Here is a 26,264-nt window from a genome sequence, read left to right as displayed (position 1 = left end):
GGGGTTGTTCAAGCCAGTTCAGCGGCATAGCGCTCAGGCTTGAAACCAACCAGGGTCTTGTTGCCGAGATCCAGCACCGGGCGCTTGATCATCGACGGCTGAGCGAGCATCAGCCCGATCGCCTTGTTCTGGTCGAGGTCGGCTTTGTGCGCCTCGTCCAACTTGCGGAAGGTGGTACCTGCACGGTTGAGAATGGTTTCCCAACCATGTTCGGTGCACCACTTGTCCAGGTTCTCACGGTCGATGCCGCCGGTTTTGTAATCATGAAAGGCATAGCTTACCCCGTGCTCGTCGAGCCAGGTGCGAGCTTTCTTCATGGTGTCGCAGGCTTTGATGCCATAAAGGGTGTTGCTCATGCTTGCAGGCTCTTCACAAAGGCGCGGATACGTTCGGCGGCTTCGACGCACTCGGCCAGCGGTGCGACCAAAGCCATGCGCACGCGCCCGGCGCCGGGGTTGCTGCCGTCGACGCTGCGCGACAGGTAGGAACCGGGCACTACGGTCACGTGTTCGCGAGCGAACAGCTCACGGGTGAAGGTTTCATCGTCCATCGGGGTTTTCGCCCACAGGTAGAAGCCGCCATCCGGGCGCTGCACATCAAGCACACCGTCGAGAATCGCCAGCACGGCATCGAATTTCTCGCGATACAGTTCGCGATTGGCCTTGACGTGCTGCTCGTCGTTCCAGGCGGCAATGCTGGCCAGCTGGGTTTGCACCGGCATGGCGCAGCCGTGGTAGGTACGGTACAGCAGGAAAGATTTCAATATGTCGGCGTCGCCAGCGACGAAGCCCGAACGCAGGCCTGGCAGGTTGGAGCGCTTGGACAGGCTGTGGAATACCACGCAGCGCTTGAAATCGTTGCGGCCCAGTTCGGCGCAGGCGGTCAGCAGTCCGGCGGGTGGATTCAGCTCGTCGAAATACAGCTCGCTGTAGCACTCGTCGGCGGCGATGACGAAATCGTACTCATCGGCCAGCTGGATCAGGTGCTTCAGGGTGGCCAGTGGAATCAGCGCGCCAGTCGGATTACCGGGCGAGCAGAGGAAGAGGATCTGGCAGCGCTGCCATACGTCGGCTGGCACCGCATCGAAATCCGGGTTGAAGCCATGCTGTTCCAGGCACGCCAGGTAGTGTGGCTGGGCACCGGCGAGCAGAGCCGCGCCTTCGTAGATCTGGTAGAACGGATTGGGGCTGATCACCAGGCCGTCGACACCCCGTTGCACGACGGTCTGGGTAAAGGCGAACAAGGCTTCGCGCGTGCCATTGACCGGCAGTACATGGCGCGCCGGGTCGAGCGTGCCGGCTGGCAGGTTGAAGCGTTGGCTGCACCAGTTGGCGATCGCTTCACGCAGTTCGGCGATGCCCAGGGTGCTGGGGTAGACCGCCAGTTTTTCCAGGTTGGCGCTGAGCGCCTCGGCGACGAAAGCCGGCGAACGATGCTTGGGCTCGCCGATCGACAGGGCGATGGCAGGCTTGTCGCTGGGCGGCTGAGCACCGGCCAGCAAGGCGCGGAGCTTTTCGAAGGGGTAGGGTTGCAGCTGGTTCAACGCGTCGTTCATGTTTCTTTCCTGGGTACTGCAAGCGACTACTGACTGGCCGGCGCTTGCCGTTGATGACGGCAGCCTGAGGCTGCCGTCATCAGATGGTTATCCGGTTTGACTCTGTGGATTGCCCGTTGGCGTCCGAGAGCTGTTCGATGATGGTTTCCTGCAGCCGGCGACACAGTTCGGGGTCGGACAGCGGCTGGTTGTTGGCGTCGGTGACGAAGAACACGTCTTCCACCCGCTCGCCGAGTGTGGCGATCTTGGCATTTTGCAGCGACAGGTCGAAATCGAGAAAGATCCGTCCGACCCTGGCCAGCAGGCCCGGTCGATCGGGTGCGGTCAACTCGAGGATGGTCACCGGGCGCTGGGCGTCGTTGTGGATGGTCACCCGTGGGGCGAAGGCGAAATGCTTGAGCTGGCGCGGTACCCGGCGCTGAATGATGTTCGGGTAGTCGTCGGGGTTCTTCAGTGCGTCGATCAGGCCCTGGCGAATCTGCTTGATCCGCGCTGGATTATCGCCAATCGATCCGCCCTCGGCCTCCAATACGATATAGGTATCGAGGGTGAACTTGCTGGTCGAAGTGAGAATCCGCGCATCATGGATGTTCAGGTTGAGCTGGGCCATGGTGGCCACGGTCACGGCGAAGAAGTCGTGCTGGTCGGCGGCATAGATGAAGATCTGGGTGCCACCCTCGAATTCGCGTTGGGTGGTTTCCTTGATCAGCACCAGCGGGCTGCTGTCATTGGCGTGCTGCAGGATTGCCTCGGCATGCCAGGCCACGTCGCCTGCAGTGTGACGCAGGAAGTAGTCATCGCCGAGCTGCGACCACAGCTGTTCGGTCTCGTCCGGGTCGGTGCCGCCACGCACTAGAATATCCAGGGCTGCGCTCTGGGTCAGTCGAATCTGTTCTTCACGATCCAGCGGGTTTTCCAGGCCGCGGTTGAGTGCGCGCTTGGTTTCGGTATAGAGCTGGCGCAGCAGGCTGGCGCGCCAGGAGTTCCATAGGCTGGGGTTGGTGGCGTTGATGTCGGCCACGGTCAGTACGTAGAGGTAGTCCAGGCGCGTCTGGTCGCCAACCAGGCGGGCAAAATCGTAGATCACCTGCGGGTCGGACAAGTCCTTGCGCTGGGCGGTGGTCGACATGACCAGGTGGTTCTGCACCAGCCAGACGATCAGTTTAGTGTCCCAGTTAGGCAACTGATGGCGTATGCAGAAGGCTTCGGCGTCTACCGCGCCCAGTGCAGAGTGGTCGCCGCCGCGGCCCTTGCCGATGTCATGGTAAAGCCCGGCCAGGTAGATCAGCTCGGGCTTGGGCAGTTTGCCGATCAGCTTGCTGGCCAGGGGGAACTTCTCGGCCAGTTCTGTCCACTTGAATTTGCGCAGGTACTTGATCAAGTTGAGGGTGTGTGCATCGACCGTATAGATGTGGAACAGATCGTGCTGCATTTGCCCGACGATGTGGCCGAACTCGGGCAGGTAGCGCCCGAGGATGCCGTAGCGGTTCATCCGCCGCAGGTTGCGGTGGATACCCTGCGGGGTTTTGAACAGCTCGATGAACAGGCTGGTATTGCGGATGTCGTTGCGGAACTCGTCGTCGATCAGGTGGCGGTGGTCGCGCAGCAGGCGAATGGTGTCGGCACACACGCCCTTGATCTCGGGGTGCTGGGCCATCAGCACGAAGATTTCCAGAATGGCGAAAGGCGTGCGCTTGAAAACGTTGGGGTGCGTCACTTCGATGTAGCCATCGCGGAGCTGGAAGCGGCTGTTCAGCGGCTGCGCCTGACCGCTTTGGCCGGCACGGAGGATTTCCTCCTCGAAGTGCTGTTTGATCAGGTCGCTCAACTCGGCGATACCCATCACCACGCGGTAGTACTTCTGCATGAAGCGTTCGATTGCCAGTTTGGCGTTGCCGTCTTCATAGCCCAGCAGGCGAGCGATGTCGCCCTGGTGATCGAACAGCAAGCGGTCTTCGGCGCGCCCGGCGAGCATGTGCAGGGCGTAGCGCACCTTCCACAGGAACTCCTGGCTGGACACCAGTAGGGCGTATTCGCTTTCCAGGAAAAAGCCCTGGCCGACCATGGCGTGCAAATTCAAGGTGCCGAAATGCCGGCGGGCGACCCAGAGGATGGTCTGGATATCGCGCAGACCTCCTGGCGAACCCTTCACGTTGGGTTCGAGGTTGTATTCGGTGTCGTTGTACTTGGCATGACGGGCGCGCTGCTCTTTGCGTTTGGCCAGGAAGAATTGCTTGCTGGGCCACATCTGCGCGGTGCTGGTGACATCCTGCATGCGCTGGCGCAGACGCTCGGGGCCGGCGATGGTGCGGCTTTCCATCAGGTTGGTGACCACCGTCAGGTCGGCACGGGCCTCCTCCGCACATTCGTCGATCGAACGCACGCTTTGCCCGACCTCCAGGCCGATGTCCCAGAGCAGGGTGAGAAAGCGTTCGATCGGCTCGCGGAAGGTTTCGTGGTCGGCGCTGTCGAGCAGGATCAGCAGGTCGATGTCCGAGTAGGGGTGCAGTTCGCCACGGCCATAGCCGCCAACCGCCAGCAGCGCGATGTCGGCGTCTTCGCACCACTCCAGGCGATCCCAGGCTTCACGCAGGATCTGGTCGGTGAACCAGGCGCGGTCCTCGACCAGTCGACGTACATTGCAGCCCTCCTTGAAGCGCGCGTCGAGCACCTCGTGGGCGCGCCGGATGGCCTTCTTGAAGGCGCCGATAGGGCTGGATTTCAGCGCCAGCTCTGCCTGGAATTGCCCGCGGTCGAACAGCTTGGAGTCTACCTGGGGCATGCGGCGATCTTCCTTCATAAGAGCGGTGATAATCAGGCTGAAGTACGGGGAATGGTGTCGTCGCTGCGCAGGGTGAAGATCTCGTAGCCATCGGCGGTGACCAGGATGGTGTGCTCCCACTGTGCCGAAAGTTTGCGGTCCTTGGTGATCGCGGTCCAGCCATCGCCGAGCAGGCGAGTTTCCGCACGGCCTTGGTTGATCATCGGCTCGATGGTGAAGGTCATGCCTTCCTTGAGTTCCATGCCGGTACCGGCGCGGCCGTAGTGGAGAACCTGCGGTTCTTCGTGGAACACCGCACCAATGCCGTGGCCACAGTACTCGCGCACCACCGAGAAACCATTCTTCTCCGCGTGCTTCTGGATCACTTCACCGATATCGCCCAGGCGGGCTCCGGGCCGCACCAGCTGGATGCCTTTATACATGCACTCCTGGGTGATCTTGGCCAGACGCTCGGCCCACTCCGGTACCTTGCCGACCATGAACATCTTGCTGGTGTCGCCGTGGTAACCATCCTTGATCACGGTGATGTCGATGTTCAGCACGTCGCCTTCTTTCAGCGGCTTCTCGTTGGGGATGCCGTGGCAGACCACGTGGTTGATCGAGGTGCAGATCGACTTGGGAAAGCCTTTGTAATTGAGCGGGGCAGGGATGGCCTGCTGCACATTGACGATGTAGTCATGGCAGATGCGGTCGAGTTCTTCAGTGGTGACGCCGGGCTTGACGTGCTCGCCGATCATTTCCAGGACGTCGGCAGCCAGGCGGCCGGCTACGCGCATTTTTTCGATTTCATCGGGCGTCTTGATGGTGACGGTCATATTGGCTCTCGGGCGCGTACTGAAAAGAGGTCTATGTTAGCAGCTTCGACCTGCAAGCTATAAGCGGCCCGCGCGGCTGCCTTGTCGTGTGGTTTGAAGCTTGTAGCTTGCGCCTGTCTTTTATGGTATAAAACGCGCCGCTTTACGGGCTGTATGCCTGAAAGCTTTAATCCACACACGTATCGACACGATTTCCTGGGTGCCTTTCGCCACGTGCGGATGGTTGGAGATTGGGATGCGTGGAGGCCTAACCCGACTTATTAAGGAACTATCATGTCCCAAGTCAATATGCGCGATATGCTGAAGGCCGGTGTGCACTTCGGTCACCAGACCCGTTACTGGAACCCGAAAATGGGTAAGTACATTTTCGGCGCGCGTAACAAGATCCACATCATCAACCTTGAAAAAACCCTGCCGATGTTCAACGACGCCCTGTCGTTCGTTGAAAAGCTGGCTTCGGGCAAGAACAAGATTCTGTTCGTCGGCACCAAGCGCTCCGCTGGCAAGATCGTTGCTCAAGAAGCAGCACGTTGCGGCTCGCCGTTCGTCGACCATCGCTGGTTGGGCGGCATGCTGACCAACTACAAGACCATCCGCGCCTCGATCAAGCGTCTGCGTGACCTGGAAGTTCAAGCCCAAGACGGCACTTTCACCAAGCTGACCAAGAAAGAAGCCCTGATGCGCACCCGTGATCTGGAAAAACTGGATCGCAGCCTGGGTGGTATCAAGGACATGGGCGGTCTGCCGGACGCTCTGTTCGTGATCGACGTTGACCACGAGCGCATTGCTATCACCGAAGCCAACAAGCTGGGTATCCCGGTTATCGGCATCGTCGATACCAACAGCAGCCCGGAAGGCGTTGACTACATCATCCCAGGCAACGATGACGCCATTCGCGCCATCCAGCTGTACATGGGTGCCATGGCAGACGCCGTAGTTCGTGGTCGCACCAACACCGGTGGCGGCAGCGAAGATTTCGTCGAGCAAGCCCCAGCAGCTCCTGCAGCCGAAGCGGCTCAGGGCTAAGCGGTACGCGCCAAGCGTTACTCGCTGCGCAAAAAGGGGGCTAGGCCCCCTTTTTGCCACTTTGAAAACCATTGTCGGCCGGTTGATGTTGGTCGGATGCGGGCAATGTGTTTTACAGAATTGATCGCCCGTTCAGGCGGGTGGAATGGTTAACAACCTATCCAAGAGGAATTTGAAATGGCAGAGATTACTGCAGCATTAGTCAAGGAGCTGCGTGAGCGCACTGGCGAAGGCATGATGGATTGCAAAAAGGCCTTGACCAAGGCTGGCGGCGACATCGAACAGGCCATCGACGACATGCGTGCTTCTGGCGCGATCAAGGCAGCCAAGAAGGCAGGCAACATCGCTGCCGAAGGCGCTATTGCAGTCAAGGTTGCTGAAGACGGCAAGTCGGCCGTGATTCTCGAAGTCAACTCGCAGACTGACTTCCTGGCCCTGCAGGACGACTTCAAGAACTTCGTCAACAGCAGCCTGGAAAAAGCCTTCGCCGAAAAGCTGACCGACGCGGCTCCGCTGATTGCCTCTCAGGAAACCGCACGCGAAGCGTTGGTGGCCAAGGTAGGCGAGAACGTCAATATCCGTCGTCTGGCCCGTGTTGAAGGCGACGTCGTTGGCGCTTACCTACACGGCAACAAGATTGGCGTGGTTGTGGTCCTGAAAGGCGGTGACGCCGATCTGGCCAAGGACATCGCCATGCACGTTGCTGCCAGCAATCCTGAGTTCCTGCTGCCTTCGGAAGTTTCCGCTGAAGCGATCGAGCGCGAAAAAGCCGTGTTCATGAGCCTCAACGAAGACAAGATCAAGGGTAAGCCGGCTGAAATCGTCGAGAAGATGGTTGGCGGTCGTATCCAGAAGTTCCTTGCTGAAGCCAGTCTGGTTGAGCAGGCCTTCGTTAAGGATCCGGAAATCAAGGTCGGTGCTCTGGCCAAGAAAGCCGGTGCTGAAATCGTTTCCTTCACTCGCTTCCAGGTCGGCGAAGGCATCGAGAAGCCAGTAGACAACTTTGCTGAAGAAGTTGCTGCACAACTGGCTGCCAGCAAGCAGTAAGACGCTTTATAGTTGTCGCCCCGAAGAGGCTGCCCGCTTATGCGCGCGGCCTCTTTGTCAAATTGAGGGGCCGTCGGGCTATTTGGTGCGCTGAAGGTAGGCGTGCACAAAAGGCTTCGGCTGTTGTCAACATGCTGCATAAATCCGTGCTGCAAGGCGCGTAAAGAATTCAAACGCCGCAGGAGAGACTGTTAATGGCTCAGCAGGTGAGTGGTCGTCAACCGCGCTATAAGCGCATTCTGCTCAAACTTAGCGGCGAGGCCCTGATGGGGTCGGAAGATTTCGGCATCGACCCCAAGGTGCTCGATCGCATGGCCTTGGAAGTCGGCCAGCTGGTGGGGATTGGCGTGCAGGTCGGCCTGGTCATCGGGGGTGGCAACCTGTTCCGTGGTGCCGCGTTGTCAGCGGCCGGCATGGACCGGGTGACCGGTGACCATATGGGTATGCTGGCGACCGTGATGAACGCCCTGGCCATGCGTGATGCGTTGGAGCGTTCGAATATCCCGGCAATCGTGATGTCGGCGATTTCCATGGTCGGGGTGACCGATCACTACGACCGCCGCAAGGCGCTGCGTCATCTGAAAACCGGTGAGGTGGTGATCTTTGCCGCTGGCACCGGTAATCCGTTCTTCACCACCGATTCGGCCGCTTGCCTGCGGGCCATCGAGACCGATGCCGACGTGGTGTTGAAGGCGACCAAGGTGGACGGTGTGTACACTGCCGATCCGTTCAAGGATCCGCATGCAGAGAAATTCGATCATCTGACTTACGATGAAGTGCTGGATCGCAAGCTCGGCGTCATGGATCTGACGGCCATCTGCTTGTGCCGCGATCACAAGATGCCATTGCGCGTCTTCAATATGAATAAACCCGGTGCCCTGCTGAATATCGTGCTGGGCGGTGCCGAAGGTACTCTGATCGAGGAAAGTGAAAAATGATCAACGAGATCAAGAAAGATACCCAGGAACGTATGCAGAAGAGCCTGGATTCACTGATCCATGCTTTCAGTCGCATTCGTACCGGTCAGGCTCACCCAAGCATTCTGGGTGGCGTGATGGTGCCTTATTACGGCTCCGACACCCCCTTGAATCAGGTTGCCAACGTGACCGTCAAGGATTCCCGCACCCTGCAGGTTGTGGCGTTCGAGCGCGGCATGCTGGCTGCTGTCGACAAGGCGATCCAGAGTTCGGGTCTGGGCTTCAATCCGACCAACCTGGGCGAGCTGCTGCTGATTTCCATGCCGGCGCTGACCGAAGAGACCCGCAAGGGCTTCACCAAGCAGGCGCGTGATGCCGCGGAAGATGGCCGTATTGCCGTACGTAACATCCGCCGCGATGCCTTGAGTCAGTTGAAGGATCTGGTCAAAGAGAAAGAAATCAGCGAAGACGAAGAGCGTCGTGCCGCCGATGATATCCAGAAGCTGACCGACAAGTTCGTGGCGGAAATCGAAGTGGCCGTGAAGCAGAAAGAAGCGGATCTGATGGCCGTTTAGCGGTCAGGAGATCCTCATGCAGAAGATCATAGGCGGCGCTAAAGTGGCCGTGCCGCGTCATGTGGCGATCATCATGGACGGTAATAACCGCTGGGCGCGTAAGCGTCTGTTGCCGGGGATTGCCGGGCACAAGGCTGGTGTCGATGCGGTGCGCGCGGTCATCGAGGTGTGCGCCGAGACCGGGGTCGAGGTGTTGACCCTGTTCGCTTTCTCCAGCGAGAACTGGCAGCGTCCAGCCGACGAGGTGGGGGCGCTGATGGAGTTATTCCTCGGCGCGCTGCGCCGCGAGGCGAAGAAACTCGACGAGAACGGCATCAGTCTGCGCATCATTGGCGATCGCTCGCGCTTCCATCCGGAACTGCAGGCCGCCATGCGTGAGGCGGAGACCTTGACTGCCGGCGCTAAGCGCTTTGTCCTGCAGATTGCCGCCAACTATGGTGGTCAGTGGGATATCGCGCAGGCGGCGCAGCGCTTGGCGCGCGAGGTTCAGGGCGGACACTTGCAGCCTGAAGATATTACCCCCGAGCTGTTGCAGAGCTGTCTGGCGACGGGCGATTTGCCCTTGCCTGATTTGTGCATCCGTACGGGTGGCGAGCATCGCATCAGTAATTTCCTGTTATGGCAGTTGGCCTACAGCGAGCTGTATTTCTCTGATCTGTTCTGGCCGGATTTCAAGCACGATGCCATGCGCAAGGCCTTGGCGGATTACGCCAGGCGCCAGCGGCGTTTTGGTCGGTCCGCTGAACAGGTCGATGCCGAGGCGCATGACTGATGCTTAAACAACGGATCATTACTGCGTTGGTGTTACTGCCCATCGCCCTGGTCGGCTTCTTTCTGCTCGATGGCGCTGCCTTTGCGCTGTTCATCGGTGCGGTGGTCAGTCTGGGAGCCTGGGAGTGGGCGCGTCTGGCCGGTCTGGCTGGGCAGTTGCAGCGAGTGGCCTATGCCGCTGGCGTTGCTGGATTGCTGTTTGGGCTCTATCAGTTGCCGGCATTGGCGCCCTGGCTGTTACTGCTGGCTGTCATCTGGTGGGCGTTGGCGACTGTGCTGGTGATGAGTTATCCAGCCAGTAGTCGCTATTGGGCCGGACTGCCGCGGCGGTTGTTGATCGGCTTGCTGATCCTGCTGCCGGCCTGGCAAGGCCTGGTGCTGTTCAAGCAGTGGCCACTGGCCAATGGTCTGATCCTGGCGGTGATGGTGCTGGTCTGGGGTGCGGATATCGGTGCCTATTTCAGCGGCAAGGCCTTCGGCAAGCGCAAGCTGGCGCCGCGGGTCAGTCCGGGCAAAAGCTGGGAGGGCGTGATTGGTGGTCTGATCGCCAGCCTGGTGATCACCCTGCTGGTGGGCCTCTATCGGGGCTGGTTGGCCGGTGAATTGTTCATGGCGCTGGCGGGGGCGGCGTTGGTGGTGTCGATTTCGGTGGTCGGCGACCTGACCGAGAGCATGTTCAAGCGTCAGGCTGGGCTCAAGGACAGCAGCAATCTGCTGCCGGGGCACGGCGGGGTGCTTGATCGGATCGACAGCCTGACCGCCGCCATTCCTGTGTTCGCCACGCTGTTGTGGCTGTCCGGTTGGGGTGCCCTGTGAGTCAGTTGCAACAGATTACGGTGCTCGGTGCCACGGGCTCCATCGGCCTCAGTACCCTGGATGTAATCGCCCGGCACCCTGCGCTTTATCAGGTGTTTGCCTTGTCCGGCTTCACTCGCCTGGTTGAGCTGGAGGCGCTGTGCATGATTTACCGCCCGCGCTATGCCGTGGTGCCGGATGAGCGCTCGGCGCGCCATCTCCAGGGCGGTTTGCATGCGGCGGGCCTGGCGACGCGGGTGCTGTTCGGCGAGCAGGGTCTGTGCGAAGTGGCCGCCCATCCCGAGGTGGATGCGGTAATGGCGGCTATTGTCGGTGCGGCGGGCCTCAAGCCGACTCTGGCGGCAGTCGAGGCGGGCAAGAAGGTCCTGCTGGCCAACAAGGAGGCGCTGGTGATGTCCGGCGCCCTGTTTATCGACGCGGTGCGGCGCAGTGGTGCGGTCTTGTTGCCCATCGACAGCGAGCACAATGCGATATTCCAGTGCTTGCCCGGCGATTATGCCCGTGGGCTGGACCAAGTGGGCGTGCGGCGGATTTTGCTGACTGCGTCCGGTGGTCCATTCCGCGAAACGCCGCTGGCGCAGTTGCACGAGGTGTCTCCCGAGCAGGCCTGCGCCCATCCCAACTGGTCGATGGGGCGCAAGATCTCGGTGGATTCGGCGAGCATGATGAACAAGGGTCTCGAGTTGATCGAGGTCTGCTGGCTGTTCGACGCCAAGCCGGCGCAGGTCGAGGTGGTGATCCATCCGCAGAGCGTGATCCATTCGCTGGTCGACTATGTCGATGGTTCAGTGTTGGCGCAGTTGGGTAATCCTGACATGCGCACACCAATCAGCCATGCCCTGGCCTGGCCGCAGCGCATCGATTCGGGCGTGGCGCCGCTGGATCTGTTCGCCATCGCCAGGCTGGACTTCCAGGCCCCGGACGAGCAGCGTTTTCCCTGCTTGCGGCTGGCGCGCGAGGCGGCAGAGGCGGGCGGCAGTGTGCCGGCCATGCTGAATGCGGCCAATGAGGTGGCGGTAGCGGCCTTTCTCGAGCGGCGCATTCGCTTTCCCGAGATCGCGAGTATCATTGAGGCTGTGCTGAACGCCGAGCCGGGTGTTGCGGTCGAAAATGTGGAAGCAGTGCTGGCGGCGGATCGTCGAGCGCGTGAGCTTGCCGGACAATGGCTTAGCCGTCGTGGTTGATAAGCGCAAGGCGGGCATCGCGTGCTTGGTCATTTGCTGCGAGCACACCCCCAGTCGCGGAGAAGCTAGATGAGTGCGCTCTATATGATTGTCGGTACCCTGGTTGCACTCGGGGTGCTGGTTACTTTTCACGAGTTCGGTCACTTCTGGGTGGCGCGCCGCTGCGGGGTCAAGGTTCTGCGGTTCTCCGTGGGCTTCGGTATGCCGCTGGTGCGCTGGCATGATCGCCAGGGCACCGAGTTTGTCATCGCCGCCATTCCCCTGGGTGGTTACGTCAAGATGCTCGATGAGCGTGAAGGCGATGTGCCGCCCGAGCAGCTCGATCGGTCGTTCAACCGCAAGAGCGTACGTCAGCGTATCGCCATAGTCGCAGCGGGGCCGGTTGCCAACTTCCTGCTGGCTCTGGTGTTTTTCTGGGCGGTGGCGATGCTCGGCAGCCAGCAGGTGCGTCCGGTCATCGGCGCCGTTGGGGTCGGCAGTCTGGCGGCCGATGCCGGGTTGCAGGTGGGGCAGGAAATCGTTGCGGTGAATGGTGAGCCGACCCCGGGCTGGGCGGCGGTCAACCTGCAACTTGTGCGGCGCCTGGGTGAAAGTGGCACCTTGAACGTGAATGTCCGCGATCAGGGTTCCACTACCGATAGTCCGCGGCAAATCGTGCTGAAAGATTGGCTCAGGGGTGTCGAGGAGCCCAATCCGATTGATGCCCTTGGCATTCGTCCCTGGCGCCCGGCGCTGTTGCCGGTGTTGGCGCAGCTGGATCCGAAAGGTCCGGCGCAGGCCGCCGGATTGCAGGTTGGCGACCGCCTGCTGATGCTTGACGGTGAGCCACTGGATGAGTGGCAGCAGCTGGTCGATCGTGTGCAGGCCATGCCGGCCAAAGCCATAACCCTGCTGGTCAAACGCGACGGACGGGAGATGCAGGTAGCCGTGACCCTCGCCGCTCGTGGTGAGGATGGGGCCCGTCGTGGTTATCTCGGCGCTGGCGTTGAAGGTGTCGAGTGGCCAGCAGAGATGCTTCGCGAGGTCAGTTTCGGGCCGTTTGAGGCCGTGGCTGAAGGGTTTCGGCGCACTTGGACGATGAGTCTGCTGACCCTCGATTCATTGAAGAAAATGCTGTTTGGCGAGCTCTCGGTAAAAAACTTGAGCGGGCCGATAACCATTGCTAAAGTGGCGGGCGCTTCGGCCGAGTCGGGCTTGGGGGATTTTCTCAACTTCCTTGCCTACTTGAGCATAAGTCTGGGGGTTCTCAATTTGTTGCCAATCCCTGTGCTGGATGGGGGGCATCTGCTTTATTACCTGGTCGAGTGGGTGCGTGGTCGTCCACTGTCGGAGCGGGTTCAGGGTTGGGGGATGCAGATTGGTATCAGTTTGGTGGTGGGGGTGATGTTATTGGCCTTGATCAACGACCTGGGTCGCCTGTAAGCCGTTACTGAATTACAAAGCTACTGAATTACAAAACTGTCGCCTTGGGCGGCAGATTTTTTATCGTCAGTTGGAAATAAGAAAGGACTTCATGAAACGTCTGCTGCTACCTGCGGTGCTTGCCGCATTGATGATCGCCGAAGTTCACGCCGAGTCCTTCACCATCTCCGATATTCGCGTCAATGGCCTGCAGCGTGTGTCTGCGGGCAGCGTATTCGGTGCCTTGCCGCTCAATGTTGGCGAAGAAGCCGATGATCGCGCGTTGGTTGAAGCGACTCGTGGCCTGTTCAAGACCGGTTTCTTCCAGGACATCCAGCTCGGTCGAGATGGTGACGTGCTGGTGATTACTGTGGTGGAGCGGCCGTCGATTTCCGGCATCGAGATCGAAGGTAACAAGGCCATCAGCAGCGAGGATCTGCTCAAGGGACTGAATCAGTCCGGCTTGGCAGAGGGCGAGATTTTCCAGCGTGCGACCCTCGAAGGTGTACGTAACGAGCTGCAGCGCCAATATGTGGCCCAGGGGCGTTATTCGGCCGAGATCGAAACCGAGGTGATCCCGCAGCCGCGCAACCGCGTGGCGCTGAAGATCAACATCAACGAAGGTACGGTCGCCGCCATCCAGCACATCAACGTGGTGGGCAACAGCGTCTTCTCCGACGAAGACCTGATCGATTTGTTCGAGCTGAAGACCAGCAACTGGCTGTCGTTCTTCCGTAACGACGACAAGTACGCTCGTGAAAAACTCTCCGGTGACCTGGAGCGTCTGCGTTCCTACTACCTGGATCGCGGCTACATCAATATGGATATCTCCTCGACCCAGGTCTCCATTACCCCGGACAAGAAGCACGTCTATATCACCGTCAACGTCGATGAAGGCCAGAAGTTCAGCGTGCGGGAGGTGAAACTCTCCGGTGACTTGAAAGTGCCGGAAGAAGACATCCGCTCGTTACTGCTGGTCAAGGAAGGTCAGGTTTTCTCGCGCAAGGTGATGACCACCACCTCCGAGCTGATCACCCGCCGCCTGGGGAACGAGGGCTACACCTTCGCCAACGTCAACGGTGTGCCGGAAGCGCACGCTGAAGACAACACGGTGTCCATCACTTTCGTCATCGATCCGGGCAAGCGTGCCTATGTCAATCGCATCAACTTTCGTGGCAATACCAAGTCGGAAGATGAAGTGCTGCGCCGCGAAATGCGCCAGATCGAAGGCGGCTGGGCTTCGACTTATCTGATCGATCAGTCGAAAACCCGTCTGGAGCGCCTGGGCTTCTTCAAGGAAGTCAACGTCGAAACCCCGCAAGTGCCGGGCACCGACGACCAGATAGACGTCAACTACAGCGTTGAAGAGCAGGCGTCCGGTTCGATCACCGCCAGCGTTGGTTTCGCCCAGAACGCCGGTTTGATCCTCGGTGGTTCGATCACCCAGAACAACTTCCTCGGTACGGGTAACAAGGTCAGCGTCGGCTTGACCCGCAGCGAATACCAGGAACGCTATAACTTCGGTTTCGTCGACCCCTACTGGACTGCCGATGGCGTCAGCCTGGGCTACAACGCCTTCTACCGCACCACCAACTACGACGAACTCGACACCGATGTGTCCAGTTACGCGGTGGACAGTTATGGCGCCGGCGCCAGCATCGGTTATCCGATCAGCGAGACCGCGCGCCTGACCTACGGCCTGACCGTGCAGCAGGATGACATCAGTACCGGTGTCTTCACGGTCGACGAGATCTTCGATTTCCTCAAGCAGGAAGGCGACAGCTACCTGAACCTCAAGGCCTCGCTAGGCTGGTCGGAATCGACCCTCAATCGCGGCGTCATGGCCACCCGTGGCCACTCGCAGAGCCTGGTACTGGAAACCACGGTGCCGGGTAGTGACCTGTCCTTCTACAAGGTCGACTACCGTGGCCAGGTGTTCAAGCCGCTGGGCGAGAGTTACAGCCTGCGCTTCCACACCCAGTTGGGCTATGGCGACAGCTACGGCTCGACTGCCGAGCTACCGTTCTACGAGCATTACTACGCCGGCGGTTTCGGCTCGGTGCGCGGTTTCGAGGACAGCAGTCTGGGTCCGCGCAGCACACCAAGTACAGGTGTCAATCCGGGCACCTCACTCGATCCCGATCAGGATCCGCTGCCGTTCGGTGGTAATGTGCTGATCCAGGGCGGCGTCGAGTTGTTGTTCCCGATGCCGTTCGTCAAGGATCAGCGTTCGCTGCGTACTGCGCTGTTCTGGGATGTGGGCAATGTGTTCGACACCAACTGCAGCTCCAGCCAGGAAGCCCTTAGCGACAGCTGCAGCCTGGATGCAGGCAGCCTCGCCAGCTCGGTGGGTGTGGGCTTGACCTGGATCACTGCACTGGGCCCCTTGAGTTTCAGCCTGGCCATGCCGATCGTCAAACCGGACGACGCCGATACCCAGGTCTTCCAGTTCTCCCTCGGTCAGACGTTCTAAGCGGCTGATTATCGAACAACGACAACAGTTTTTGCAGGAGTTGCACCGTGCGTAAGTTGACTCAACTGGTTCTGTTAAGCATGGCCTTGCTGGCGACCCCAGCATTCGCCGAAATGAAAATAGCGGTACTCAATTACCAGATGGCTCTGCTCGAGTCCGATGCGGCCAAGCGCTATGCAGTCGATGCCGAGAAGAAGTTCGGTCCGCAGCTGAACAAGCTCAAGACTCTGGAAAGCGATGCCAAGCGCATTCAGGATCGCATCGTCAAAGATGGTGACAAGATGCAGACCGCCGAGCGTGAACGTCTCGAGCTGGAATTCAAGCAGAAAGCCCGCGATTTCCAGTTCCAGTCCAAGGAGCTGAACGAGTCCAAGGCTGTCGCCGATCGCGAGATGCTGAAAAAGCTCAAGCCGAACCTGGATAAGGCCGTGGAAGAAGTGATCAAGAAAGGCAGCTTCGACCTGGTGCTCGAGCGCGGCGCGGTGATCGATGTCAAACCTCAGTTCGACATCACGCTGCAAGTCATCGAGCGCATGAATCAGCTGCGCTGATCATGCAGGCTCCAGTTTTTACCCTCGGCCAGCTGGCCGAACGTCTGGGTGCGACCTTGCGTGGTGCCGCTGACCAGGTGATCAGTGGTTTGGCCACCTTGCAGGAGGCCGGTCCAGATCACCTGAGCTTTCTGGCCAATCCGCAATACCGCAAATACCTGGCCGATTGTCGTGCCGCTGCGGTCTTGCTGACCGCCGCCGATGCCGACAGCTACAGCGGTAACGCCTTGGTGGTCGCCAACCCCTATCTGGCTTATGCGCAGCTCTCCCACCTGTTCGATCGCAAGCCACAGGCGGCTGCCGGTGTGCATGCAACCGCATGGGTTGCCGATGAAGCGCAGGTCGATGCCAGTGCCAGTATCGGTGCCTACGCGGTGATCGAGCGTGGTGCCCGGATTGGCGCCGGGGTGACCATCGGCGCGCATTGCGTGATTGGTGCGCGTTCGCAGATCGGTGAGGGCGGCTGGCTCGCACCGAGGGTCACCCTGTATCACGATGTGCGCATCGGCAAGCGGGTGGTGATCCAGTCGGGGGCGGTGATCGGTGGCGAGGGCTTCGGCTTTGCCAACGAGAAGGGTGTCTGGCAGAAGATTGCGCAGATCGGTGGCGTGGTGATAGGCGACGACGTCGAAATTGGCGCCAATACCACCATCGATCGTGGTGCACTGGCCGATACGCTAATCGGTAACGGGGTCAAGCTGGATAACCAGATCATGATCGCGCACAACGTGCAGATCGGCGACAACACGGCCATGGCCGGTTGTGCGGGGATTTCCGGCAGCACAAAAATTGGCAAGAACTGCATGATCGCCGGTGGCGTCGGCATGGTCGGTCACATCGAGGTCTGCGACGGTGTCTTCGTCACGGGTATGACCATGGTGACCCGCTCGATCACCGAGCCGGGATCTTATTCTTCCGGCACCGCCATGCAGCCCGCGGGCGAATGGCGCAAGAGCGCGGCACGAATTCGTCAGTTGGATGACATGGCGCGGCGACTGCAACAGTTGGAAAAACAACTGGCTGCCGTGACCTCCAGCGGGAACGCCTCATCTGATGCTTGAGCCGGTTATGCCGCGCTCCTCTCTTTTTATTACAGGCTTCTCTGGACATGATGGACATCAACGAAATACGTGAGTACCTGCCGCATCGTTACCCGTTCCTGCTGGTCGACCGGGTGGTGGATCTGGATGTAGAGGGCAAGTGTATTCGTGCCCACAAGAATGTCAGCATCAATGAGCCTTTCTTCAATGGGCACTTTCCCCAGCATCCGATCATGCCCGGCGTGTTGATCATTGAGGCGATGGCCCAGGCGGCCGGCATACTTGGCTTCAAGATGATGGGTTTGAAACCCACCGACGGTACCCTGTATTACTTTGTCGGCTCGGACAAGCTGCGCTTTCGCCAGCCGGTGGTGCCGGGGGATCAATTGATCCTCGAGGCTCGCCACCTGAGTAACAAGCGCAGCATCTGGAAGTTCGAATGCAGGGCCAGTGTCGACGGCAAGGAAGTCTGCTCGGCTGAAATCATCTGTGCGGAACGCAAACTATGAGTTTGATTGACCCTCGCGCCATCATCGATCCTTCTGCCAAGCTGGCTGACGACGTTGTCGTCGGCCCTTGGTCGATCATTGGGCCCGATGTGGAGATTGGTGAGGGTACGGTGCTTGGGCCTAATGTGATCATCAAAGGGCCAACCAGAATTGGTAAGCACAATCGCGTCTATCAGTTTTCATCGCTGGGCGAAGATACGCCGGATCGCAAGTACAAGGGTGAGCCCACGCGCCTGGTGATTGGCGATCACAACATCATCCGCGAAGGTGTGACCATGCACCGGGGCACCATCCAGGATCGTGACGAAACCACCGTGGGCGACCATAACCTGATCATGGCCTATGCACACATCGGCCATGACAGCGTGATCGGCAACCACTGCATCCTGGTCAATAACACCGCCCTGGCAGGCCACGTGCACATCGACGACTGGGCGATTCTGTCCGGTTATACGCTGGTGCACCAGTTCTGCCATATCGGCGCGCACAGCTTTGCCGGCATGGGCACCGCGATTGGCAAGGATGTACCGGCCTATGTCACGGTTTCCGGCAATCCGGCGGAAGCGCGCAGCATGAATTTCGAAGGCCTGCGCCGTCGCGGTTTCAGTGCCGAGTCGATCCAGGCGCTGCGCCGCGCCTACAAGACCGTCTATCGCCAGGGCTTGACCATCGAAGAAGCCTTGATGGAGTTGGCGGAACCTTCCCTGCAGTTTCCTGAAGTCGCAGTATTCCGCGATTCGATTCAGGCGTCCAAACGCGGCATCACCCGCTAGCCCATGGCGGATCTATTGCGCGTCGCGTTGGTGGCTGGCGAAGCCTCGGGCGACATTCTCGGCGCCGGGCTGATGCAGGCCTTGAAGACCCGTCATCCACAAATCGAATTCATTGGTGTCGGCGGTCCGCGCATGCAGGCCGAGGGCCTGAATCCCTATTTCCCCATGGAACGCCTGGCGGTGATGGGCCTGGTCGAAGTGCTCGGCCGGTTGCCTGAGTTGCTGTTGCGGCGCCGACGCTTGATCAGGACCCTGATCGACGCCAAGCCGGACGTGTTCATCGGTATCGATGCGCCAGATTTCAACCTGGGCCTCGAGCTCACATTGCGCCGCGCCGGGATCAAGACCGTGCACTACGTCAGCCCCTCCGTCTGGGCTTGGCGGCAGAAACGTGTGTTGAAGATTCGTGACGCCTGCGACCTGATGCTGACCTTGTTTCCGTTCGAGGCGCAGTTCTACGACGCCCATCAGGTGCCGGTGCGTTTCGTCGGTCATCCCCTGGCCGATGCAATTCCCTTGCAGGCCGATCGGGCGGCGGCGCGCGAGGCCTTGGACCTGCCGCAGGACAGTGCCGTGGTAGCGCTGATGCCGGGCAGTCGGGGCGGTGAGGTGGGGCGTTTGGGCGCGCTCTTTCTCGATGCGGCGGTGCGTCTGCGGACTCTGCGTCCGGGCATTCGTTTCGTCGTGCCCTGTGCCAGTCCCGAGCGCCGCGTGCAGTTGGAGCAGATGCTGGTCGGGCGTGACTTGCCCCTGACCCTGCTCGATGGTCGCTCCCACGAAGCCCTGGCAGCCTGCGATGCGGTGCTCATCGCCTCGGGTACGGCCACCCTGGAAGCCCTGCTGTACAAGCGACCAATGGTGGTGGCCTATAAGGTCGCGTCACTGACCTACCTGATTCTCAAACGCCTGGTCAGCAGTGCCTATATCTCCCTGCCCAACTTGTTGGCCGAGCGTATGTTGGTTCCCGAACTGATTCAGGATTCTGCAACCCCGGAGGCCCTGGCCCAGGCATTGGCGCCGCTGCTCAATGACGGCGAAGTGCAGACCGAGGGGTTCGATGTGATTCATCGTGCCCTGCGCCGTGATGCCTCGGCCCAGGCGGCCGAAGCCGTGCTCAAACTGATGGGGCAGGCCTGATGCAACTGGGGCTCGACTTCAGTCAGGTGCAGGAACTGGTCGCCGGTGTTGACGAGGTCGGCCGTGGCCCCTTGTGCGGAGCGGTGGTTACCGCGGCGGTCATCCTCGATCCGTTACGACCGATCGTGGGGCTGAATGACTCGAAGAAACTCAGCGCTGCGCGGCGCGAGCAGCTGTTCGATGAAATCTGCGAGAAAGCCCTGGCCTGGTGCATTGCCCGTGCCGAGGTGGAGGAGATCGACCGCCTGAACATCCTTCACGCGACCATGCTGGCCATGCAGCGTGCGGTCGAAGGCTTGAGTGTCGTGCCCCGGCTGGCGCTGATCGACGGTAATCGCTGTCCCGTCTTGCAAGTACCGAGCGCGGCAGTGGTCAAGGGCGACAGCCAGGTACCGGCGATCGCCGCCGCCTCGATTCTGGCCAAGGTCAGTCGCGATCGCGAGATGCAGCTGCTCGATGCGCTGTATCCCGGCTACGGCATCGGTGGGCACAAGGGCTATCCCACGCCCGTGCACCTGGAGGCCCTGCGCCGCCTGGGTCCAACGCCGATTCATCGGCGCTCGTTTGCCCCGGTGCGCGCACTGCTGGACGACTGAGGCCGCGGCCGCCGGTTCTAAATCTCTGGTCTGCAGCATGTGGCGCGCAGTTTGCTGCTTGCCGTTGCGAAGGCTGTACAATCCCCACCCTGTCGTTTTGTGTTTGGTATAGGACTGTCATGACTGCCTCGTTTGTCCACCTGCGTCTGCACACCGAGTATTCCCTGGTCGATGGTCTGGTGCGGGTCAAGCCGCTGATCAAGGCCGTGGCGAGTATGGGAATGCCGGCGGTGGCGGTCACCGACATGAGCAACATGTGCTCGTTGGTCAAATTCTACAAAGCGGCTATGGGCGGCGGAATCAAGCCGATCTGTGGTGCCGACATCTGGCTGGCCAGCACCGAGGAAGACGGTCCACTCAGCCGTATGACCCTGCTCGCCACTAATGCCAAGGGCTACCGCAACCTTACCGAACTGGTTTCCCGCGGTTGGACCGAGGGGCAAAGCAACGACCAGGTGATCATCCGGCGCGACTGGGTCAAGGCTGCCGCCGAAGGTTTGATCGCGCTGTCTGGCTCCAAGGAAGGCGAGGTCGGTCATGCCCTGTTGAACGGCGAGCCAGCCGAAGCCGAGGCTTTGCTGCGCGAATGGCTGGAGGTGTTTCCCCAGCGCTTCTACCTGGAAGTGCAACGCACCAACAGGGTCAACGACGAGGAACATCTGCACCTTGCTGTCGAGTTGGCAGCCCGGGTCGGGGCGTCGCTGGTGGCGACTAACGACGTCCGTTTTCTCAAGCAGGATGATTTCGCCGCCCACGAGACCCGCGTGTGCATCGGTGAAGGGCGCAGCCTGGACGACCCGCGGCGTCAGCGCAGCTATTCCGATCAGCAGTACCTGAAGAGCCCGGAAGAGATGGCCGAGCTGTTTAGCGACCTGCCGGAGGCGCTGGAAAATACAGTCGAGATTGCCCGGCGCTGCAACATCGAAGTGCAGATGGGCAAATACTTCCTGCCCGACTTCCCGGTGCCGGCCGGCATGACCATGGACGAGTACTTTCGCAAGGTTTCCTTCGACGGTCTCGACGAGCGCCTGGAAGTCAGGCTGCCCAAGGGCACGCCGGACTACGACGCGAAGAAGCAGGTGTATATCGACCGGTTGAACTTCGAGCTGGATATCATCATCCAGATGGGCTTCCCCGGTTACTTCCTGATCGTTATGGACTTCATCAAGTGGGCCAAGAACAACGGCGTGCCGGTCGGTCCCGGCCGTGGGTCGGGTGCCGGTTCGCTCGTGGCCTACGTGCAGAAGATCACCGACCTCGATCCGCTGGCCTATGACCTGCTGTTCGAGCGCTTCCTCAACCCGGAGCGGGTCTCCATGCCCGACTTCGACGTCGACTTCTGCATGGATGGTCGCGATCGGGTAATCGACTACGTCGCCGAGAAATACGGGCGCAATGCGGTGAGCCAGATCATCACCTTCGGCACCATGGCGGCCAAGGCGGTGGTGCGCGACGTGGCGCGGGCCCAGGGCAAGTCCTACGGCCTGGCCGACCGCCTGTCGAAGATGATCCCCTTCGAAGTCGGCATGACCCTGGAAAAGGCCTACGAGATGGAGGAGCCGCTGCGCGACTTCCTCAAGGTCGACGAGGATGCCCGGGAAATCTGGGAGATGTCGCGCAAGCTCGAGGGCATCACCCGCGGTACCGGCAAGCACGCCGGCGGTGTGGTGATCGCGCCGACCAAACTCACCGACTTCTCGCCAATTGCTTGCGATGACGAAGGCGGCAGCCTGGTCACCCAGTTCGACAAGGATGATGTGGAAACCGCGGGTCTGGTCAAGTTCGACTTCCTCGGCCTGCGCACCCTGACCATCATCAAGTGGGCGATGGAGACGATCAATCGTGAGCAAGCCAAGCAGGGCCTGCCGGATCTGAATATCGACTTCATCCCGCTGGATGACAAGCCGACCTTCCAGATGTTGCAGAAGGCCGAGACCACCGCGGTATTCCAGCTCGAGTCGCGCGGCATGAAGGAGCTGATCAAGAAGCTCAAGCCGGACTGCCTGGAAGACATGATCGCCCTGGTGGCCCTGTTCCGTCCGGGCCCGTTGCAGTCGGGCATGGTCGACGACTTCATCAACCGCAAGCACGGCCGCGAGCCGATTTCCTACCCGCATCAGGACTACCAGTACCCAGGTCTTGAGCCGGTACTCAAGCCCACCTACGGCATCATCCTGTATCAGGAACAGGTGATGCAGATCGCCCAGGTGATGGCCGGCTACACCCTCGGTGGCGCGGATATGCTGCGTCGCGCCATGGGCAAGAAGAAGCCCGAGGAGATGGCCAAGCAGCGCGGTGGATTCATCGAGGGTTGTGCCAACAACGGCATCGACGCCGAACTGGCGGGCAACATCTTCGACCTGGTGGAAAAGTTCGCCGGCTACGGCTTCAATAAATCCCACTCGGCCGCTTATGGCTTGCTCTCTTACCAGACGGCCTGGCTCAAGGCGCATCACTCGGCCGCCTTCATGGCTGCGGTTCTGTCGGCGGATATGCACAACACCGACAAGGTCGTGACCCTGATCGAGGAGTGCCGCAGCATGAAGCTGCGCCTCGATGCGCCGGATGTGAATATTTCCGAATTCAAGTTCACGGTTACCGGCGAAGGTTGGATCATCTATGGCCTGGGCGCGATCAAAGGGGTCGGCGAGGGGCCAGTCGAGGCTATTGTCGAGTCGCGCAAGGATGGTCCGTTCAAGGATCTGTTCGACTTCTGCTCGCGTGTCGACCTCAAGCGCATCAACAAGCGCACGCTGGAAGCGCTGATCCGCGGTGGCGCCCTGGATCGTCTGGGGCCGTATTTCCACGAGGAAATAAAAGCCTACAAGGCCAATATTGATCGTAATCGCGCGGTGCTGCTGGCGGCGATGGAGGAGGCTGTGCAGGCTGCCGAGCAGACCGCGCGCAGCCATGACAGTGGCCATATGGATCTGTTTGGCGGAGTGTTTGCCGATGCCGAGATGGATGTGTATGCCAATCATCGCAAGGCCCGTGAATTGTCGCTGAAGGAGCGCCTGAAAGGCGAGAAGGACACCCTCGGCCTGTATCTGACCGGGCATCCGATCGACGAATACGAAGGCGAGGTGCGGCGCTTTGCCCGTCAGCGGATCATCGACCTCAAGCCGGCGCGCGGCGACCAGACGATTGCCGGCCTGATCGTCAATCTGCGGGTAATGAAGAACAAGAAGGGCGACAAGATGGGCTTCATCACCCTGGACGATCGCTCTGGCCGGATCGAGGCGTCGTTGTTCGCCGAAGCGTTTTCCAGCAATCAGGCGTTGTTGCAGAGCGATGCCCTGGTGGTGGTCGAAGGCGAGGTGAGTAACGATGATTTTTCCGGTGGCCTGCGTCTGCGTGCCAAGCGGGTGATGAGCTTGGAGGAGGCACGGACCGGGTTGGCCGACAGCCTGCGCTTGAAGATTACCAGTAGTGCCTTGAAGGGCGATCGGCTGCGCTGGCTGGCGGATGTGTGCAAGCGCCATCGCGGTGCCTGCCCGATCACCCTGGAGTACACCGGTGAGGATGCGCGGGCCATGCTGCAGTTTGGCGAAGGCTGGAGAATCGATCCGGCTGACAGTCTGATTCAGGCATTGCGTGACCAGTTCGGGCGAGACAACGTCTTTCTGCACTACCGCTGATTTGTGAGGCCTCCGGCTTCATGTGTTGATTGCGGCACTCGTGGATGGGATTGTGAGTGAATCACCGGTTTGCGGTGACTTTTATCCAGACCCGAGTGTCGACCTGAATGCGCCTGTTCCTATATGGTAGGCGCGAAACGGATACAGCTCCCCGGCCGCATGGCCGTCGACGCAAGACGGATGACTATGAACCCGAATTTCCTCGATTTCGAACAGCCGATCGCCGACCTGCAAGCCAAGATTGAAGAGCTTCGCCTGGTCGGTAACGACAACTCGTTGAACATCAGCGATGAGATCGCCCGCCTGCAGGACAAGAGCAGTGCTCTGACCGAAAGCATTTTCAGTAACCTGAGCAGCTGGCAGATCGCCAAGCTGGCTCGCCACCCCCAGCGCCCCTATACCCTCGATTACCTGCAGCACATCTTCACCGAGTTCGACGAACTGCACGGCGATCGGCATTTCTCCGATGACCCGGCGATAGTCGGTGGTGTCGCCCGTCTGGACGGCGAGCCGGTAATGGTCATCGGTCACCAGAAGGGCCGTGAGGTGCGTGAGAAGGTACGCCGCAACTTCGGTATGCCGCGCCCGGAAGGCTACCGCAAGGCCTGTCGTCTGATGGAAATGGCCGAGCGCTTCAAGATGCCGATCCTGACCTTTATCGATACGCCGGGCGCCTACCCGGGAATCGACGCCGAAGAGCGCGGGCAGAGCGAGGCGATTGCCTGGAACCTGCGGGTGATGGCGCGCCTGAAAACCCCGATCATCGCCACCGTGATTGGTGAGGGTGGTTCCGGCGGCGCTCTGGCGATTGGTGTATGCGACCAGCTGAACATGCTGCAGTACTCGACCTACGCCGTGATTTCGCCGGAAGGCTGTGCCTCGATTTTGTGGAAAACCGCAGACAAGGCTCCGGATGCCGCGGAAGCCATGGGTATTACCGCCGATCGTCTGAAAGGCCTGGGCATTGTCGATCAGGTGATTGGTGAGCCATTGGGCGGTGCCCACCGCGATCCAGTGGCGGCCGCCGAATCGGTGCGTCAGGAGCTGGCGGCTCAGTTGGCCATGCTGCGCAAGTTCGATACCGCCGAACTACTGGCGCGTCGTTATGAGCGCTTGATGAGCTACGGCATCGCCTGAGGGCTGTTGTAGGATGGGTGAAATGTTCACCCATCCAGCGTCTGTATCGGTGGGCTGAAACTCGACCCACCTTGCTGCCTGAAGTTGTGCACATGTCCCTCGAATCCCGCTTGCTGACGGCTCTGGCTCCCTGGCGTGATGCGCCGGCCTGGCGTATCGCGCTTTCCGGCGGCCTGGATTCAACCGTGCTGCTGCATCTCCTGGTCGGTCTCGCGCAACGCGAGACGTTACCGCCGCTTTCCGCTATTCATATTCATCATGGCCTGCAAGTGCTTGCCGATACCTGGCCGGCGCACTGTCGTCGGCTGTGTGATGCGCTGGGTGTGCCGTTGCACGTGGAGTCCGTTCAGGTGCAGCCTGGGGCCAGTATCGAGCGCGCCGCGCGGCAGGCACGCTATGCGGCTTTTCATGCACTGCTGGGTCCTGGCGAGATATTGCTGGCGGCGCAGCATCGCGATGATCAGGCGGAGACCCTGATCTTTCGCCTGCTGCGCGGCGCTGGTGTGCAGGGCTTGGCGGCTATGCCGCAGAGCCGGCCGCTCGGTGCCGGACAGCTGCTGCGGCCGCTACTGCAGAGTTCTCGCGCCGAGTTGCAAGCCTATGCTGACGAACATCGGCTGCGCTGGGTGGAGGACCCGTCGAATGCCGATAGCCGCTTCTCGCGCAATTACTTGCGTCACCAGGTTTTGCCGCTACTGACTGGGCGCTGGCCGCAAGCGACGGCCAGCATGGCGCGTGCGGCGGAGCATCTGGGCGAGGCTGCGCAATTGCTCGATGAGCTGGCGCAGCAGGATTTGCAGGTTGCGCAGGCGCCCTGCGAGTTTGCCTGGCTCAATCTGCCTAGCTTGTCCCTGGCGCCGTTACGGGCGCTGAGCGATGCCCGTCAGCGCAACGCCTTGCGTTACTGGTTGCGCAGCCTGACTCCTATGCCGGACAGCGAGCACTGGGTCGGCTGGCAGGAACTGCGTGATGCGGCCAGCGATGCCGCCCCGATCTGGCGTCTGGGAACAGGCGAATTGCGTCGAGCCGACCAGCGGTTGTGGTGGCTCAGTGGTGACTGGCTGTGCATGCCGCAAGCGCTCGACGTTCGGCCCAGCCCTGGGTGCTGGTTGCCGCTGGCGGGTAATGGTTGCGTGCGGATCGAGGGCCAGTTGCCCGCCGGCGACTGGCGTCTGGCTTATCGCCAGGGTGGCGAGGTGATGAGCCTGCCCGGGCGCGGTCATCGCGATTTGAAGCGCTTGCTTAATGAGCGGCAGGTGCCGGCGTTTGTCCGTCCGCGCCTGCCTCTGCTGCTGTGCAATGGCGAACTGCGTGCTGCGGCTAATCTTCCCGGTTTGGACGGGGCGGGTGATGGTCAATGGCAGCTCAGTTGGCAGCCGCCGGTGAGTGATCAAGGTTTGAGCTGGTAAGGCCTTTCCGGTAGACTACGCTCCCGTCTTACTAGAGCTTTTACGGACCCCTTTTCCTCAAGAGAATGGAGTCGGCAACTGCTTGTCAATTACGGCTTGTTCGTGATTGTGG

General features: G+C 60.4%; 22 protein-coding genes. 18 read left to right on the top strand and 4 right to left on the bottom strand.

Translation table 11 applies throughout. The features are described 5' to 3' along the window. Window positions 1-8 precede the first annotated feature (8 nt). The 4 genes from LJY18_RS11960 to map form a co-directional block, all read right to left on the bottom strand. Window positions 9-356 (bottom strand): ArsC family reductase, encoded by a 348-nt coding sequence (locus tag LJY18_RS11960; RefSeq protein WP_238042041.1) that lies wholly within the window; start codon window positions 354-356, stop codon window positions 9-11. Beyond that, complete coding sequence (gene dapC, locus LJY18_RS11955) at window positions 353-1,555, bottom strand: succinyldiaminopimelate transaminase (RefSeq protein WP_238042040.1); 1,203 nt, start codon at window positions 1,553-1,555, stop codon at window positions 353-355. The genes LJY18_RS11960 and dapC overlap by 4 nt, the downstream gene beginning before the upstream one ends. 79 nt (window positions 1,556-1,634) lie before the next feature. Then, a complete protein-coding gene (locus LJY18_RS11950) occupies window positions 1,635-4,337 on the bottom strand; it encodes a [protein-PII] uridylyltransferase (protein ID WP_238042039.1) in 2,703 nt (900 codons plus the stop codon). A 32-nt stretch (window positions 4,338-4,369) separates the two neighbouring features. Next, window positions 4,370-5,152, bottom strand: a complete 783-nt coding sequence (map, locus tag LJY18_RS11945; protein ID WP_238042038.1) for a type I methionyl aminopeptidase — start codon at window positions 5,150-5,152, stop codon at window positions 4,370-4,372. Window positions 5,153-5,425: 273 nt separating this feature from the next. Here map and rpsB point away from each other — a divergent pair, with 273 nt between their 5' ends. The 18 genes from rpsB to tilS all read left to right on the top strand — a co-directional run bounded on the left by rpsB (window position 5,426) and on the right by tilS (window position 26,152). Further along, window positions 5,426-6,178, top strand: coding sequence for a 30S ribosomal protein S2 (gene rpsB, locus LJY18_RS11940; protein WP_238042037.1), 753 nt, complete (start codon window positions 5,426-5,428; stop codon window positions 6,176-6,178). Between the two features lie 177 nt (window positions 6,179-6,355). Further along, window positions 6,356-7,225, top strand: coding sequence for a translation elongation factor Ts (tsf, locus tag LJY18_RS11935; protein ID WP_238042036.1), 870 nt, complete (start codon window positions 6,356-6,358; stop codon window positions 7,223-7,225). A gap of 194 nt (window positions 7,226-7,419) precedes the next feature. Then, a complete protein-coding gene (pyrH, locus tag LJY18_RS11930; RefSeq protein WP_172147861.1) occupies window positions 7,420-8,163 on the top strand; it encodes a UMP kinase in 744 nt (247 codons plus the stop codon). Next, window positions 8,160-8,717: a ribosome recycling factor gene (frr, locus tag LJY18_RS11925; RefSeq protein WP_238042035.1), complete on the top strand. Its 558-nt coding sequence runs from the start codon at window positions 8,160-8,162 to the stop codon at window positions 8,715-8,717. Before pyrH ends, frr begins: the two co-directional genes overlap by 4 nt. A 16-nt stretch (window positions 8,718-8,733) precedes the next feature. Then, complete coding sequence (uppS, locus tag LJY18_RS11920) at window positions 8,734-9,489, top strand: polyprenyl diphosphate synthase (protein ID WP_238042034.1); 756 nt, start codon at window positions 8,734-8,736, stop codon at window positions 9,487-9,489. Further along, window positions 9,489-10,304, top strand: coding sequence for a phosphatidate cytidylyltransferase (locus LJY18_RS11915; protein WP_238042033.1), 816 nt, complete (start codon window positions 9,489-9,491; stop codon window positions 10,302-10,304). Before uppS ends, LJY18_RS11915 begins: the two co-directional genes overlap by 1 nt. Next, a complete protein-coding gene (gene ispC / locus LJY18_RS11910; protein WP_238042032.1) occupies window positions 10,301-11,488 on the top strand; it encodes a 1-deoxy-D-xylulose-5-phosphate reductoisomerase in 1,188 nt (395 codons plus the stop codon). Before LJY18_RS11915 ends, ispC begins: the two co-directional genes overlap by 4 nt. Window positions 11,489-11,557: 69 nt before the next feature. Then, a complete protein-coding gene (gene rseP, locus LJY18_RS11905) occupies window positions 11,558-12,910 on the top strand; it encodes a sigma E protease regulator RseP (RefSeq protein WP_238042031.1) in 1,353 nt (450 codons plus the stop codon). A 91-nt stretch (window positions 12,911-13,001) separates the two neighbouring features. Continuing rightward, a complete protein-coding gene (bamA, locus tag LJY18_RS11900; RefSeq protein WP_238042030.1) occupies window positions 13,002-15,362 on the top strand; it encodes an outer membrane protein assembly factor BamA in 2,361 nt (786 codons plus the stop codon). Between the two features lie 47 nt (window positions 15,363-15,409). Next, entirely contained in the window at window positions 15,410-15,913 is a 504-nt protein-coding gene (locus LJY18_RS11895) for an OmpH family outer membrane protein (RefSeq protein WP_238042029.1), read from the top strand. A 2-nt stretch (window positions 15,914-15,915) separates the two neighbouring features. Next, window positions 15,916-16,974 carry a UDP-3-O-(3-hydroxymyristoyl)glucosamine N-acyltransferase gene (lpxD, locus tag LJY18_RS11890; protein WP_238042028.1) on the top strand — a complete coding sequence of 353 codons (1,059 nt, stop codon included), beginning with the start codon at window positions 15,916-15,918 and terminating at the stop codon, window positions 16,972-16,974. A 47-nt stretch (window positions 16,975-17,021) separates the two neighbouring features. Then, the gene (gene fabZ / locus LJY18_RS11885) at window positions 17,022-17,462 is read left to right on the top strand and encodes a 3-hydroxyacyl-ACP dehydratase FabZ (protein ID WP_090500253.1); all 441 of its coding nucleotides are present in this window, start codon (window positions 17,022-17,024) and stop codon (window positions 17,460-17,462) included. Further along, window positions 17,459-18,235 (top strand): acyl-ACP--UDP-N-acetylglucosamine O-acyltransferase, encoded by a 777-nt coding sequence (gene lpxA / locus LJY18_RS11880; protein ID WP_238042027.1) that lies wholly within the window; start codon window positions 17,459-17,461, stop codon window positions 18,233-18,235. Before fabZ ends, lpxA begins: the two co-directional genes overlap by 4 nt. 3 nt (window positions 18,236-18,238) lie before the next feature. Then, complete coding sequence (lpxB, locus tag LJY18_RS11875) at window positions 18,239-19,372, top strand: lipid-A-disaccharide synthase (protein WP_238042026.1); 1,134 nt, start codon at window positions 18,239-18,241, stop codon at window positions 19,370-19,372. Next, window positions 19,372-19,968 (top strand): ribonuclease HII, encoded by a 597-nt coding sequence (gene rnhB / locus LJY18_RS11870; RefSeq protein WP_238042025.1) that lies wholly within the window; start codon window positions 19,372-19,374, stop codon window positions 19,966-19,968. The genes lpxB and rnhB overlap by 1 nt, the downstream gene beginning before the upstream one ends. Window positions 19,969-20,087: 119 nt before the next feature. After that, on the top strand, window positions 20,088-23,606 hold the full coding sequence (dnaE, locus tag LJY18_RS11865; RefSeq protein ID WP_238042024.1) for a DNA polymerase III subunit alpha: 3,519 nt from the start codon (window positions 20,088-20,090) through the stop codon (window positions 23,604-23,606). Window positions 23,607-23,792: 186 nt separating this feature from the next. Further along, window positions 23,793-24,743 carry an acetyl-CoA carboxylase carboxyl transferase subunit alpha gene (accA, locus tag LJY18_RS11860; protein WP_238042023.1) on the top strand — a complete coding sequence of 317 codons (951 nt, stop codon included), beginning with the start codon at window positions 23,793-23,795 and terminating at the stop codon, window positions 24,741-24,743. 92 nt (window positions 24,744-24,835) lie between these two features. Beyond that, a complete protein-coding gene (gene tilS / locus LJY18_RS11855; RefSeq protein WP_238042022.1) occupies window positions 24,836-26,152 on the top strand; it encodes a tRNA lysidine(34) synthetase TilS in 1,317 nt (438 codons plus the stop codon). The last annotated feature ends 112 nt before the right edge of the window (window positions 26,153-26,264 follow it).

This window comes from Pseudomonas sp. MMS21 TM103, assembly GCF_022132145.1.
Classification (GTDB): Bacteria; Pseudomonadota; Gammaproteobacteria; order Pseudomonadales; family Pseudomonadaceae; genus Aquipseudomonas.
Note: the sequence above shows the minus strand (reverse complement) of the source record. Positions and strands in the feature narration are given on the sequence as shown.

Coding starts and splice junctions, on each gene's coding strand:
- LJY18_RS11960 (WP_238042041.1), bottom strand. CDS start 356: ATGAGCAACACCCTTTATGGCATCAAAGCCTGCGACACCATGAAGAAA.
- dapC (WP_238042040.1), bottom strand. CDS start 1,555: ATGAACGACGCGTTGAACCAGCTGCAACCCTACCCCTTCGAAAAGCTC.
- LJY18_RS11950 (WP_238042039.1), bottom strand. CDS start 4,337: ATGCCCCAGGTAGACTCCAAGCTGTTCGACCGCGGGCAATTCCAGGCA.
- map (WP_238042038.1), bottom strand. CDS start 5,152: ATGACCGTCACCATCAAGACGCCCGATGAAATCGAAAAAATGCGCGTA.
- rpsB (WP_238042037.1), top strand. CDS start 5,426: ATGTCCCAAGTCAATATGCGCGATATGCTGAAGGCCGGTGTGCACTTC.
- tsf (WP_238042036.1), top strand. CDS start 6,356: ATGGCAGAGATTACTGCAGCATTAGTCAAGGAGCTGCGTGAGCGCACT.
- pyrH (WP_172147861.1), top strand. CDS start 7,420: ATGGCTCAGCAGGTGAGTGGTCGTCAACCGCGCTATAAGCGCATTCTG.
- frr (WP_238042035.1), top strand. CDS start 8,160: ATGATCAACGAGATCAAGAAAGATACCCAGGAACGTATGCAGAAGAGC.
- uppS (WP_238042034.1), top strand. CDS start 8,734: ATGCAGAAGATCATAGGCGGCGCTAAAGTGGCCGTGCCGCGTCATGTG.
- LJY18_RS11915 (WP_238042033.1), top strand. CDS start 9,489: ATGCTTAAACAACGGATCATTACTGCGTTGGTGTTACTGCCCATCGCC.
- rseP (WP_238042031.1), top strand. CDS start 11,558: ATGAGTGCGCTCTATATGATTGTCGGTACCCTGGTTGCACTCGGGGTG.
- bamA (WP_238042030.1), top strand. CDS start 13,002: ATGAAACGTCTGCTGCTACCTGCGGTGCTTGCCGCATTGATGATCGCC.
- lpxD (WP_238042028.1), top strand. CDS start 15,916: ATGCAGGCTCCAGTTTTTACCCTCGGCCAGCTGGCCGAACGTCTGGGT.
- fabZ (WP_090500253.1), top strand. CDS start 17,022: ATGATGGACATCAACGAAATACGTGAGTACCTGCCGCATCGTTACCCG.
- lpxA (WP_238042027.1), top strand. CDS start 17,459: ATGAGTTTGATTGACCCTCGCGCCATCATCGATCCTTCTGCCAAGCTG.
- lpxB (WP_238042026.1), top strand. CDS start 18,239: ATGGCGGATCTATTGCGCGTCGCGTTGGTGGCTGGCGAAGCCTCGGGC.
- rnhB (WP_238042025.1), top strand. CDS start 19,372: ATGCAACTGGGGCTCGACTTCAGTCAGGTGCAGGAACTGGTCGCCGGT.
- dnaE (WP_238042024.1), top strand. CDS start 20,088: ATGACTGCCTCGTTTGTCCACCTGCGTCTGCACACCGAGTATTCCCTG.
- accA (WP_238042023.1), top strand. CDS start 23,793: ATGAACCCGAATTTCCTCGATTTCGAACAGCCGATCGCCGACCTGCAA.
- tilS (WP_238042022.1), top strand. CDS start 24,836: ATGTCCCTCGAATCCCGCTTGCTGACGGCTCTGGCTCCCTGGCGTGAT.